The sequence below is a fragment of the Pedobacter suwonensis genome, assembly GCF_007833675.1.
Taxonomy (GTDB): Bacteria; Bacteroidota; Bacteroidia; order Sphingobacteriales; family Sphingobacteriaceae; genus Pedobacter; species Pedobacter suwonensis.
Genome location: NZ_CP031708.1, coordinates 2,143,306 through 2,156,667 on the forward strand (window position 1 = coordinate 2,143,306; position 13,362 = coordinate 2,156,667).

Annotated in this window: 14 protein-coding genes; 4 read left to right on the forward strand and 10 right to left on the reverse strand. The window is 43.4% G+C overall.

Going from position 1 to position 13,362, the window contains the following annotated elements; translation table 11 throughout:
* Positions 1-182 precede the first annotated feature (182 nt).
* A complete protein-coding gene (locus DV942_RS08535; protein ID WP_145856819.1) occupies positions 183-3,116 on the forward strand; it encodes a M16 family metallopeptidase in 2,934 nt (977 codons plus the stop codon).
* 128 nt (positions 3,117-3,244) lie between these two features.
* Here DV942_RS08535 and DV942_RS08540 read toward each other — a convergent pair whose 3' ends face one another.
* From DV942_RS08540 to DV942_RS08585, 10 genes are all read right to left on the reverse strand, one after another.
* Positions 3,245-3,925 carry an SOS response-associated peptidase gene (locus tag DV942_RS08540; RefSeq protein WP_145856821.1) on the reverse strand — a complete coding sequence of 227 codons (681 nt, stop codon included), beginning with the start codon at positions 3,923-3,925 and terminating at the stop codon, positions 3,245-3,247.
* A gap of 20 nt (positions 3,926-3,945) precedes the next feature.
* Positions 3,946-5,190, reverse strand: coding sequence for a Y-family DNA polymerase (locus DV942_RS08545; protein WP_145856822.1), 1,245 nt, complete (start codon positions 5,188-5,190; stop codon positions 3,946-3,948).
* Positions 5,174-5,626, reverse strand: coding sequence for a LexA family protein (locus tag DV942_RS08550; RefSeq protein ID WP_145856824.1), 453 nt, complete (start codon positions 5,624-5,626; stop codon positions 5,174-5,176). The genes DV942_RS08545 and DV942_RS08550 overlap by 17 nt, the downstream gene beginning before the upstream one ends.
* 374 nt (positions 5,627-6,000) lie before the next feature.
* Positions 6,001-6,495 carry a hypothetical protein gene (locus DV942_RS08555; protein WP_145856826.1) on the reverse strand — a complete coding sequence of 165 codons (495 nt, stop codon included), beginning with the start codon at positions 6,493-6,495 and terminating at the stop codon, positions 6,001-6,003.
* 3 nt (positions 6,496-6,498) lie between these two features.
* Complete coding sequence (locus DV942_RS08560; RefSeq protein ID WP_186462456.1) at positions 6,499-7,740, reverse strand: RHS repeat domain-containing protein; 1,242 nt, start codon at positions 7,738-7,740, stop codon at positions 6,499-6,501.
* A gap of 110 nt (positions 7,741-7,850) precedes the next feature.
* The gene (locus tag DV942_RS08565; protein WP_145856830.1) at positions 7,851-8,336 is read right to left on the reverse strand and encodes a hypothetical protein; all 486 of its coding nucleotides are present in this window, start codon (positions 8,334-8,336) and stop codon (positions 7,851-7,853) included.
* Positions 8,326-8,889, reverse strand: coding sequence for a C40 family peptidase (locus DV942_RS08570; protein WP_244950860.1), 564 nt, complete (start codon positions 8,887-8,889; stop codon positions 8,326-8,328). Before DV942_RS08570 ends, DV942_RS08565 begins: the two co-directional genes overlap by 11 nt.
* A complete protein-coding gene (locus DV942_RS08575) occupies positions 8,808-9,182 on the reverse strand; it encodes a hypothetical protein (protein ID WP_134204630.1) in 375 nt (124 codons plus the stop codon). Before DV942_RS08575 ends, DV942_RS08570 begins: the two co-directional genes overlap by 82 nt.
* 59 nt (positions 9,183-9,241) lie before the next feature.
* A complete protein-coding gene (locus DV942_RS08580; RefSeq protein ID WP_145856834.1) occupies positions 9,242-9,880 on the reverse strand; it encodes a DUF6266 family protein in 639 nt (212 codons plus the stop codon).
* 537 nt (positions 9,881-10,417) lie between these two features.
* A complete protein-coding gene (locus DV942_RS08585) occupies positions 10,418-10,696 on the reverse strand; it encodes a helix-turn-helix domain-containing protein (protein WP_134203701.1) in 279 nt (92 codons plus the stop codon).
* A 983-nt stretch (positions 10,697-11,679) separates the two neighbouring features.
* Here DV942_RS08585 and DV942_RS08590 point away from each other — a divergent pair.
* The 3 genes from DV942_RS08590 to DV942_RS08600 all read left to right on the forward strand — a co-directional run bounded on the left by DV942_RS08590 (position 11,680) and on the right by DV942_RS08600 (position 13,337).
* Positions 11,680-12,258 (forward strand): Crp/Fnr family transcriptional regulator, encoded by a 579-nt coding sequence (locus DV942_RS08590; RefSeq protein ID WP_145856835.1) that lies wholly within the window; start codon positions 11,680-11,682, stop codon positions 12,256-12,258.
* A gap of 132 nt (positions 12,259-12,390) precedes the next feature.
* Positions 12,391-12,828: a MauE/DoxX family redox-associated membrane protein gene (locus DV942_RS08595; RefSeq protein WP_090980735.1), complete on the forward strand. Its 438-nt coding sequence runs from the start codon at positions 12,391-12,393 to the stop codon at positions 12,826-12,828.
* A 119-nt stretch (positions 12,829-12,947) separates the two neighbouring features.
* Positions 12,948-13,337: a hypothetical protein gene (locus DV942_RS08600; protein WP_145856836.1), complete on the forward strand. Its 390-nt coding sequence runs from the start codon at positions 12,948-12,950 to the stop codon at positions 13,335-13,337.
* The last annotated feature ends 25 nt before the right edge of the window (positions 13,338-13,362 follow it).

Sequence of the window (13,362 nt, forward strand, 5' to 3'; positions counted from 1 at the left end):
CCAGCATCGATATGCCAAAATCATTTATTACTGACTTTTTAGTTTAGAAATCAAAATTATTTCTTTCCCTGCAATAAAGCCTTTATATTTGAGCAAATAACTTATTAAAAATGAATGCTGTATTTAACCCCGGCCGTAAAGCCTCAAATACTTATTCATTGTCATAAACCAAAAACAAATCAATGAAATTTAAATTATTTACTTTGGCTTGTTTTCTCATTACGGGTGCAGCGGCCATGGCGCAAACCACCTACCAATGGAAAACAGGAACCTCTGGCGGTTACAGTTACAAATATGTGACCAACGATCCGACCAAAACCCGTTTTTACACCTTAAAAAACGGTTTAACGGTTATCTTATCACAAAACAACAAAGAGCCCAATATTACCTATAAAATGGCAGTAAGGGCGGGCAGTAATACCGATCCGCGTACCAATACCGGCCTGGCCCACTACCTGGAGCACCTGTTGTTTAAAGGCACCGATAAGTTTGGCACCTTAAATTATGCCAAAGAGAAACCGCTTTTAGATAAAATCGAAGCCCTTTACGAAACCTATACCAAAACCACCGATCCGGCCAAACGTAAAGAAATTTATAAAGAAATCGATAAAACCTCGGGCGAGGCTTCCAATTATTCTATCGCCAATGAGTACGATAAAATGATGAAATCCATCGGCAGTAACTCTACCAATGCACATACCTCGGTAGAAGAAACCGTTTACGAAGAAGACCTTCCATCAAACGCCATTGATAAATTCCTGGCCGTACAGGCAGAGCGTTTCCGCGCACCGGTTTTCCGTATCTTCCATACCGAGCTAGAAGCGGTTTACGAAGAAAAAAACATCGGTATGGATAACGATGGCCGTAAAATGTACGAGAAAATGCTGTATGCCCTTTTTCCAACCCATAACTACGGACAACAAACCACCATTGGTACCATTGAGCATTTAAAAAACCCTTCATTGGTCGAAATCAGAAAATATTACAACAAATATTATGTGCCCAACAACATGGCGCTGATTATGAGCGGTGATATCAATTACGATCAGCTGATCAAAAAAATCGACAAAGATTTTGCCTACATGGTTCCTAAACCGCTTGCCCTTTACAACCCGGCGCCAGAGAAACCGTTAACACAGGTGCAAAAGGTTGATATTTACGGTCCAAGTGCCGAAAACCTGTACATTGCCTACAGGGGTTTTGCACAAAATACCCGCCAGAGTTTACTGTTAGATCTGATCGGAAGCATCTTATCAAACGGCAAAGCAGGTTTAATGGATATCAACATCAACAAACAACAAAAAATGTTGCGTGCAGGTGCGGGTTACAACTCCATGAAAGATTACGGGATGTTCATTTTATCGGGGTCGCCAAAAGCCGGACAAAGTTTGGAAGAAGCACAAAAATTATTATTAGAGCAGGTAGAATTGCTTAAAAAAGGCGAGTTTGACGAAAGCCTGATCAAAGCTACCGTAGCCAATATCAAATTTGCCGAATTACAGGGTTTTGATAATAACGATGTACGCGCCAACGCCACCATGAATGCCTTTATCTTAAACCGCGGCACCGAGTGGGATAAAATGCTCGCCTCAACTGATGATATGGGCAAAGTAACCAAAAAAGAGATTGTAGATTTTGCCAATAAATTTTTCATCAATAACTATGTAGTGGTTTTAAAACACAAAGGTGAAGATAAAAGCATCGTTAAGGTAGAAAAACCGGCCATTACAGCGGTAAAAACCAATACAAACGAAGTTTCGCCATTTACCAAAAGCATTATTGATGCGCCGGTAAAACCTATTGCCCCTAAGTTTTTAGATTATAGCAAAGACCTTAATTTTGGTAAAGCCGGTATTGCTGATGTAATTGCCATCCAAAACACCGAAAATGGTATTTTCCGCATGAGTTACCGTTTCGATATGGGTTCTTACAACTATAAATTGTTGCCTTACGCGGCGCAATACTTATCTTTTCTAAGTACCGATAAATATTCGGCTGAAGAGATCAGCAAGGCCTTTTATAACATTGCCTGCAGCTACAGCCTTAACGTAGGTAATGATGTAACCACGGTTTCCATTACCGGTTTACAAGAAAATTTCGATAAAGCAGTAGCTTTGGTTGAAGATGTACTGGCCCATTGCAAACCGAACGAAAAAGCGCTTGAAGATTTAAAAGGCCGTTTGTTAAAAGCGAGAGAAAACGCCAAACTGAATAAATCTTCCATCCTGGGCGGTTTAATGAGTTATGCACAATATGGTGCCGATAATCCTTTCAATTATGGCTTAACCAATGATGAGATCAAAAACATGAAATCGGCTGATCTGATTTACCTGTTGCATAACCTCACCAATTACAAACACACCATTACCTATTACGGCCCTAAAACGCTAACGGCATTTTCTGCTGATATTGTAAAGGCCCATCCTTTGGCCAAAGAGTTTACTGATGCCGCGCCGATCAAAAAATTCGCCTACACCAAAACCGATTCGAACAAGGTTTATTTTGCCGATTACGATATGGTACAGGCCGAAATCCGCTGGATACGCAACAGCGGTTTGTACGATCCGGCCAATGCCGCTAAAATTGCTTTGTTCAACAATTATTTTGGTGGTGGCATGGGTTCAATTGTATTCCAAACCATCCGCGAATCTAAAGCGCTGGCTTACTCTACCTTTGCGGTATATTCATCACCAAGCAGCAAAGATAAAGAGAATGCCATTGTGGCTTACGTAGGTACACAGGCCGATAAAATGAACGAGGCAGTAGCCGGCATGAACGATCTGTTAACCACTTTACCAGAGTCTGATAAATCATTCGCCCTATCGAAAGCCAACTCTTTAAACGGCATCGAAACCAGCCGCATCACTAAAGATGATATTATTGCCAGCTACCTGGCCGATAAAAAATTAGGTTTCGATCACGATTCGCGCATTGATGAGTACGCCAACCTTAAACCGCTTACTTTTGCCGATATCAAATCGTTCCACCAGAGCAACCTTTCGGGCAAACCATACAACTATTGTATCGTAGCTTCCGAAAAGAAAATCAACATGGCCGATGTAGCCAAATTTGGCCCGGTAACCAAATTAACCTTAGAACAGATTTTTGGATACTAGTTAAGCTGAAAGACCAAAGCTAAAAGTCTAAAGCTGAAAGATCAAAGCGATTCCCGGAAAACGGGGATCGCTTTTTTGTTGGGTATATTTAAATAGTTGTGTAATATTTAGAACCTGAATACTAACCCTTAATCAAACAGGGTAAGGTCTGGCCCTGATGGCCTGTTATTGTCTTCGTCCTTATTACGTGCATTGTTAATCCGCGGATCAACCTGCCAGCCCCTTAACAAAGAATTATCTATAGGATGTAGCACTTTTAACCGCTCGTTAACAGGTAACTCACGGTCTAACCATACAGCACTTTCACTTTGCGATAAAATACAGGGCATCCGGTCATGGATTTTTCCAACATAGTCATTTGCAGATTGCATAATCATCGTGCAAGATGGAATTACGATGCCGGTTTTTGGATCTCTCCAACTGTCCCAGTAGCCAGCAAGTAAAAGTATTCCCCCGTCGGTACGCTCAAAATAATAGGGCTGCCTGCTACTGCACGATCGGTCCCACTCATAAAACCCCTCAACCACAAATACGCAATGTCTACGCCCAATCAGATTTTTATAGCTGGGCAGAGAAAACATCGTTTCAATACGGCAATAAGTTGTAGAAAATTTAGGTATTTCTTTTGATCCTGATGGGATCAGTCCCCATTTCACATAATGTAATCTACCAGGTCTTGCATCCAGTATTACCGGCATATCTGTTCCAGGTGGGCGGTTGGTATCTTTTTCCCGTGCATCTCCGCCAAGTAGCAGGCCTGCCTTTGCAGCCATTGCCAAACTTTCACCTATTAATGTTCTTCCGCACATATCGTTTTCGTTAATTGTTTTTATTCAACCTTTATAATATCGCCCCACCTGGTGGTGTAGCCTTTTGAGAGGTATTCATGCTTTAACCGCCATTTTTTCTCATAACCTTCAGTGGCCATCCTCAGGGTTCCCCTACCATAAGCAAGGTTGAGTTTGTCCAGCACAGCAGATACCGTATCCTTTTTACCATAGTCATGATCATAAAAGGCGTTGAGCTGCAGTTCACTTTCTGGTACAAGCCCTGTTGCAATTACACCAGCCTTCCTGTATTTTATCCCTGGCCTGAAAAGCCTTGCTGATACCCTGACTGCAATACTTACCAGATCGGTGGTACTATTACTTGCAATCAGCAGTTTGTGGGTATGGCTTGGGAAATGCTGGGGATGGTCTTCCCTGTTCTTGTTTGTGTAAAGAAATATCTGCAAATAAAGGCAACGTAGTTTATCCCTGCGTAGTTTTTCTGCCAAACGGCTCGCGTATAGTGTTAATGCCTCGGCCAAAATTCCAGGGTCCTCTATGTAATTCCTAAAAGAACGGCTAACGGTAATCCCCTTTTTCACTTCACTTACCACTTCAAGCGGAATAGCGGGCCTGCCCCAAAGTTCGTTCCACATCCGTTGCCCCATAATGGTCATATTTTGTTTAAACCACATCTCGGGCATATCCCTCAGTTCAGCTGCTGTACGTATGCCCAGTTCCTCAAACTTTTTGTAATGCTGTCTTCCAACGCCCCAAAGTTCATGTACCGGAAACTCCCGAACTGCTGCCGTTATCTTTTCATGACTATCCAACACCAACACTCCTCCAGTCTTTTTAGACATTTTATTGGCCAATTTGGCTAGTGTTTTAGTTGGAGCTACCCCGATCGAAACCGGAATACCCGTATTGCGCACAACCGATTCCCTGATTCTGGGCACATAATTCTCCAAATCTTTAACCCCGCCAAGCCATCCAAAAGCCTCATCGATACTATATACATCCAGCCTCGGAAACCACCTCCCTAAATTATGCATTACCCGTTCACTCATATCCCCATAGAGTACATAATTGCTGGAGAAAACCTGGATTCCAAACTTTTTGATCAGGTCTCTTACAAGGAACTCTGGATCACCCATCTTAATTCCGCATGCCTTGGCTTCATCACTCCTGGCAATCACGCAGCCATCATTGTTACTCAGCACCACAACAGGCTTACCATTGAGTTCGGGTCGAAAAAGCCTTTCGGCAGAGGCATAAAAGTTATTGCAATCACAAAGTGCAAACACGGCTGTACCTCCCTACCTTCAATGATTTGGGCAGCATGTTCCTGCAAACAGATGTTACAACTCCCCAAATCTGTAATGTGCCCAATTCGGTTTCCGCAAGCGTCCCGTTATCACCCTTAAGCAAAACGGCACCCTGCTCCAAAAGAAACAGCCTGCAGATAAATGCCCCTGCAGGAAAGGCTATGACTATTGCACCATGCCGGGCAGTAAGCGAACGGTCAACAATGAGTATATCCCCATCTAAAATCCCACAGGATTCCATTCCCCCTCCCTGCATCTGAAAATAAAAAGTGGAATGCGGATCGATCACCAACCTGTCTGAAATATCAAGCCGTCCTTCCAGATAATCTGCCGCCGGGGACTGGAATCCCGAAATCTTCTGCTCTGCTCTTTTCTCAAACGACCTGATCATAAATCCATTTACTTTGTGTAACACAAATTTATGCTAAAATTTTTAGCAAATAAAACCTTCCCGTGATAGAAAACACAACCCAATGGAATAATCAATTTTGAGGCTCCTTAATCAGCGAAAATTTGTCTGAAAATAGTTTACCTATGGAAGGCAGCCTTACCGGATGAACCTGAAAAGTTTTATCTTGATAATACGTCAAGTGATATAACCAATGATCAATCCTGAGTATATTGTATATAGATAGTGATATGTAGAAACATAAGCATATGACAAAAAAAATTTAGAATATCGCTGAATGCCATCAGACTTAAGCATCGGTAAGTTTCCAGAAATATACCAGACTTAATCTCTCAAGGGGGATGGAATATAGTTAGCCCCCCCCGAGACATATCTCTAAGTTATTGTTTGCTCGAAATTGAAATCCCTTTCCAATCAACGGTATCATTTTTGAGAAAATATTGAGAAACTTCGCCGGCATCAAGCAGTTTTGGTTCTTTACGAATCCCAATGGAATTCAGGTAATTTAGATAATCTTTGTGATCTTTAAACCCCGACACTTTGTGGTTCTTAGCATTGATCACAAACCACGCTGCCTCAACCTCTTGATCGTTCAAAATGGTTTTTTTTCCAAAGATCAAAATAAGGGAATCTATAACATTTACCGCCCTGACACCTGGCATACTTAACGGCATATCAGTAGTATCCACAGATCTGGCACCCCATTCTTCTTCCCTAAGCGAGACTATCTCATACGGCTTGATGAGTGGAACCCGTCCCCAATCCATGCCACCTTTATCAGTATAAAATTCATCCGATTGTTTGCCATTTTTCGAATTGCTGCTACAACCGGCTATGGAAAAAATGGTAATTAGTAAAAAAATGTACTGTTTCATTTGTTATCGTTTAATCGTTTCTGTCCAATTAGCTTCAACTTTCATATCCATGCTTCCACCCCCGAGCCCATGGTAGACTGTACCAGTTAAGAAGCTGGCGACATTATAACTGGCCGATCTGGTCTCTTGTGGTGTGAGATCTAAGGTGTCGGATGTGCTGAATTGAACTACAATAGTTCCGTCAGGCTTAATTATCGCATCAGCTTTTACCCATGAATGACGAATTGCCCAGGTTAAAGTGTTCGTAGTTACACTTAATTTGTTACCCTCTTCCCACTTTCCTCCAAACTCTACAAGGTCAGTAAATGGCACTTTTTTCAAGCCAGGGTTATTTTTTATCTTTTCCATCAACTTTCTCCTAAACCTAACCATTCCAGGATCTTTTTTCAACTTTTCTAAGAGACCGCCAGTCAAATTTGTTTTACCTCTCTGCATACTTGAATTAGCCAATACCATAAAAAAATTGGACGAATTACTACCTACATCAAAGTGATCCAAAGTTTTGCCAACTATAATTCTACCAAATCCATTTGTCCACATCATAAGCCTTTCATAACTACGGGCTATACTACTCGCGGTTATATTAACAGTTCCCAGATTTTTGGCTTTGGCAGTATCTAATCCAAACTTATCAATGAACAAAATTGGATTATTCGCGCTAAAGGTATACGGCGAAGTCGCGTGAAACATATCTGCCAGTGGATCAGTAATATTCCATCTGCCAATGACAGGGTTATAGAATCTTGCACCATAATCATATTGTCCTAGTTCTTCCTGTATTTCCTTCCCACTGTAAAGATACTTGTTTGTTCCGCCACTCACAACTCTCCTTTGTCCAAACGCATAGTAATCGTCTCGCTGGATTGGTTCCAAAATTCCCGATACAGGATTTTGATGAAAACTTGTGCGAACATTATCCAAATGGTCCTGAAGATTATATTCATAGCTAAAACTACCGTTATTATTCCTCGCAATCCCTTCCTCCGTTTGGATGAAATCGATTACTCCGTTAGCTTTATAAGTGATGCCATCCAGATAATTTGCAGTGACCACTCCAGCATTTGTCTTTGCAAGTTTTTTCCCAGACGCATCGTAAGTGTAAGTGATATTCTGTCCCCCACTCACCGTTACAGGAAGGTTTAGATAATTATACCCAATGGTCGTTCCGGAAGGACCATCACTAATCAGATTTCCGTTTTCATTATAAACATAACTACCATTGGTAAAACCGCTAATAGTCTTCAACTGGTTGCCTTTATATTGGTCAATATGATAATTGTACCGGAGGAAGGCTTCGAACGCCTGCAACACTTCTACAGGCTACTAACCAATAATTATTATCTGACTTTAACTGTTCAGATCAACCGCCATTTCCGCCATATCCAGTACACCAGGCCAAGCACTACCAGCGCGCCTGCGCCAATCAGGCCCGGAGGCGGCTTCCAGCTCTTATCAACCTGTTGCAGCTTTGTTTTTGAGTTGGTGCTGCCTGAATTAACATTCCGGACCTGAAGCTGACGTCCTTTTTGCTGTTGCCCCTGCAGCATGCGCCTGTTGTTGGCCTTTCCTTTAATCACCACCTTCTCGGCCATCCCTTCAAAACCTTTTTCCGCACTGTAGAAAAATTTCCCCAATGGCGTAATTTGCACCACATATTCGCTGTTACTGGTATCAAGCAAAAGGGTATTGCTTTTTGCCCAGCTTTGCTCACTGCTGCTTTCCCGGCTGTCATGTTTTACCTCAAGGTCCTGTTCATGCAACATTTTTTTGCTTTTTAGTGTTGCACATGCCGAAAGCAAGAGCGTACAGGCCGCCAGGCATTTGATCAATTCAGTTTTCATTATCCGCTCCTTTCCTTTTCGCCCAGTCGGCAAAGTATTTAACGGCTTTTAAATGCCTGCGTTTACGGTACACCCCATCTCCTTCCCTGTTTCCTGCCGGGTTCGTATTGCCCTCAATGGTAACTATCCAGTCACCGTACTGCCGTTCAACCAGGCCACAATGGGCAATGCGTTTTAAGTGGCTAAAGTAAATGCCAAACACTACGGCCGGCATGATCTCTTTGGTGCGCTTGCTTAGCGGGAATAAGGCGGGGCTCCAGGCGGTGCGTGGTACCGGGTAACCGGCCTGGCCAAAAACCCAGCTCACAAAAGCTGCACACCAGGCACTGCCCTCCGGTACATTTATATAACTGAGGTATTCGGCAACCCGCGGGCCATCGTTTTTGCCCGAACGTTCGCGCACGCCCAGTTCCTTTTCAGCCACCTGCAACAGTCTTTTCCTATCGGCAAGCGCGGGGTCTTGCCGCAGGTTTATACTATTGCCGCCAGGCAGGCTATCGCTGCCAGCAAGAGCAAGGCAAACGATGCCCAGAAAAAACTTAACTGTTGCCATGAGGTTAACTGTTTAAATAGTGAAACCATATCTGTTAATTTATACAGGCCGAGGCTTTGCCAAAAGCGTTGCAACAGCCACCACGATAGCTGCAACAGGGCAGCATAACAGAGCAGGGCCAGCAAGATCAGCTGCCATATGCCTGCATCAAGCAGGGCCGCGGTGGGCTCAATGGTTCTTAACACTTTTGGGAGGGTATGCCAGCCCAGCACCAGTATTACGGCCAGCATCAGTTTTTCGAGGATCTGCTTTTTCGGCAACAGCGCCGTTAAAGCCGGTTTTAATGTTTTCATATCTTTTTAGTTTAATAGCCCAAACCTGGCATGGCTGGGTTTGGGCTTGTTCATATTAGTTAAGGAATGGTATAGGTACCCAGGTATTGGCTGTTTGCAACCGCAGTGGCATCGCGGTTTACCGCAAAGGCCCAGGCGTGGAAAACATCGCCGCTAAAGTTTGTACCGATTACCGCCGTGTAGGTCAGCGCAGCGCGCTGGGCTTCCTCGTACACCATATACATGTTTTTGGTAGCATTAAACAGCACAACCGTCAGCACATCATCCGCAAAGGCATTATAGCGGTTTATAATGCTCTGCCAGTTCAACAGCAGATCTGACCCCTGCAGGCTTCCGTTCAGGCCGTGCATTACCGAAAGCGAACCCTTGCTCAGCACCACCTTCGAAAAATCGATCTCAAAATCAGGGTAGTCGCCTGTAACGGCCTGGTTTAAGAAAATTTTTACCGCGGCATTGTAACCGGTAATCTTGTTCAGTTGTTTATCCTTAAAGCCGATATTTAAAATATCCTTGATGGGGCTCAGGTACCGGGCCGCAAGGGCAAACCTGGTGCGCTGCGCCAATTGAGGTTCGGTACTGGCTTTACTGCTTTTTTTAGGGAGTCCCCTCAGGTAATCTACACTGCGCCAGCTGCTGCCGATTACACTGCCTACCTTGCCCGAGAATGCGCCGTTGGCGCCTTTTGAATACGTTGCCATAATTTTTGTTTTTTAAGTGAAAAAATGTTTAATTCATCGGATTTCTGCTATACCGGTATGTTCAAATCCATGATCAAACCTAGGCGCTTTGAAGTAATGGCACCTCATTTTGGACTCAAATGAGCTAAATTGAGCTGATTATGGGCCATAATGAGCTAAAATGAGCCATGCTAATGCCGGCCATCCAGGCAAAGGAGCAACCGTAAACAACCTGCCTGCCCCCGGGCAGCATGGCCATAACCCCCGTAAATGTTTACCCCGGAAAAACCCATTGTTTACCTTTTAGGTAAGCCATGGGTAAACAACAGGTAAAGAATAGGTAACCAACAGGTAAGCAAAAGGTAAACAACAGGTAAGCAAAGGGTAAGCCAGGGGTAAGCCTGGTACCAGTGGCCTATACCGGAATAAGTTTACAGTAAAAAGTCTTATTACTGATTTGTGTTTACTATCGAATTTGTTTTTACTGTATTGGGTTTACAATGTTATGTTTTCTTCCTGATACTTGTGTACTATACTGGAATAAGTTCACAGTAAAAATCAGATACGGCCTTTTCGCTGGCTCTCCAGGTAGGCAGCCAGCAGGTCTTTCAGGTAAAAACGATCGCCGCCGGGCAGTTTGATGGGCTTTAAGGTGCCATCTTTCACTTTACGTTTGTAGGTACTTTCGCTGATGTTGAGGTAATCTTTTACCTGCTGCCGGGTGAGCTGCGTTTCAGGGTCGCCGAAGAGATCGATAAAGGTAAATTTTAACTGTTCTTTGTTCAGTACAAGGTATATGTTGTACAAGATCTGTACTAGTGCATCAAGGTTATTCATAGGGCGTAAAGTTTAAAAACAAAAACATATTGCAGCATGCTGATGGGGCATGCTGCAACCATATCTGGAAAATGTTTCTGTGCCGTTATCAGGGCGGCTAACCGATGGTGCCGGAGCGACTAAAATTGGTTAGAAAATTTGGGTCTATCTTAAAATTTTAGCGTCAAACAGCGCCAAAAACTGTTCAACATTCCCAATAATATGGAGGTTAATTAATCGGTATATAGATGATCATGAATGTACAGGGCACACAATGGCCAAAGCAATGGGTCGCCCCGGCTGGGGCACACCAGCCGGGGGTTAAACAGGATACAAGCCTTCCTTTGAGGGTGGCTTTGCCGTGCATGTGCGAGCGTTCCATGCAGCGGGGTAAATACAAAAATAATTAGGGATGAAAAAGCAAACAGGTAAGGTTTTTCCATCTTCTGTAAACTTAATCAGTAAATAAATTAGTATTATGGTTACATCTTATACCCTGTATAACGACAACTTATCTCAAATCGTATATCAATCAGGTTGTTTTACTGTAACCAGAAGCGCCAAATCGCTTCAGCAAAGCAAGGTAAAAAACTTTCGCCCAGCCAACAAAACCGCCTGTGCAGGCAGATAAAACAATTTAGCTAAAGCCTATGTCTGTGCCTCAAAATGGTCGGTCAGCGCATGGATGTTGCGTAAAAAAATTTTCAAATCAGGTTCACCCGGCAGGCAAAACAGGCATTTTTTTCGCAGATATCACGCACCTCAAGTTCCTGATCTACCCGTCCCGTGGTAAGAAATCACTCTTATCAATTTGAAAGATACTCTCCATGTAGGTACATACGGGTTGACGATATACCAAAAAATTAAAAATGATCGGTTAAAATGCCGGGCCATGGGATAAAATATAGATATGTACCCAAACATCGGCCGGGTTGCCCGGGGTTGCCAGCCCGGCAACTTGACAGGAGACCAAAAAGCTTTTTTCTTTAGGTAAAAAACAGATCATGGAAGAAAACGACTATTTAAAAACCATCCGGAACTACATCAGCCCATCTTTTGGGTTAAGCTGTTATTTAAACCTCCTGCTCAAAGAACGTACATTCAAAAAGAAAGAAACCCTAAAGCTTGCTGATGAATATTGTGCGGTATTACTTTTTATCAGCAGCGGTACGTTAAGGTTATATGCCATTGATGCAGAAGAAGAAACAACCCTCCTGTTCTGGCATCAGCACCAGTTTATTGTCCCCTTGGCCACTTTGGGTAATTACACCGAAGGCGAGCTGTTTATCGAATTCCTTGACGATGCTACACTGACCGGTTACAGTGATAAACACACCGCCAACCTTTATAAACTATTTCCCGAATACCGCGTACTGATGAACAAACTTTACCAGCACCAGCTTGCAGCATTACTGCTGCATACCACAGCGCTTTCCAGGCTAAATGCCAATGCCCGTTTCAACCAATTGATGCACACCAGGCCGGAACTGTTTAACCTTTGCGACCTTAAAACCATCGCCAGTTATCTGGGCATCCATCCCAAAGTTTTAAGCCGGCTGAGGTCAAAAGCGGTAAAAAAGTAACATCCGCTACCTGCATTTCATTGTTTGTAAGCCTTTTGGCAACTTAAATGGCCTTCACCTGGCCTGTTCTGCACCGAACTTTATACCAGTAATTTAAACTGTATAAGGTAAACCGCTTAAAATGATCAGGCCATGCAATTAAATCTAAGTAAAAGTGTTTATCAGCTCGGCTGCCTCTTACTCATTATTTTATGGGCTACTACTGCGGCCAGCAAACTTGGTAATCTAAACCAATTCAAAACCGAACTGGCCAAACAGGTTTTTTCTGAACGCTTTACTGCCTGGTTACTTATTGCCGTACCCGCTTCAGAAATGATTGCCGCTACCCTTTTGGCCTTTAGCAAAACCAGGTTATACGGCCTTATTGCTTCACTCCTGCTAATTACGGCTTTTACCCTATACATCGCAATGGTGCTGGCAGGCTATTTCAACAAGGTGCCCTGTAGTTGCGGCGGTGTTTTAAAATGGCTCGGCTGGAAAGCACACCTGGTATTTAACCTGGTGTTTACCGCAATAACGCTCATTACCCTAATTATTCACTTAAAGCGGGAGGTTCGTGACAAAGAGTAAGCAGCACAACCGGATACCGGTCCTATCCAATACAGCAAAAATCAACCGATCGCCAGACCACCGAAACAGATCAATTTCATTTATCCTCCTAAACGGAGATCATTTAAAAACTAAATACCATGTTAAACAAATTAAACCTTGGCCTTGTAGCCCTCGTATTGGGGTTCGGCCTAACCATTACCACCAGTGCATTTAAATCAGTCAAAGTAAGCGAACAAAAAAGGGATCAGTATAGGTTCGTTTATAATCCGCCCAGTTCTTCGCCCTACAGCGTGGCAAACGTTACCAATCCATCGCACTGGTTGTATGCTCCGGATAGCGAAGGTTGTTCAGGAGAAGAAAGAGCCTGTTCCATTGTTATCGACCAGGCCTATGTAGACCTGAGCGCTACTCCGGCCTTAAAGTCATCGGCCAATCTGACCGCGTCTTTTAATGCGCCAACCAATACCGCTTATGTTACCGGTTCTGCAGATGGCCTGATGCAGATCGAAAATTCCGATCAGCCTTAAACCAGGCATAGCAGTGAGGCCATGT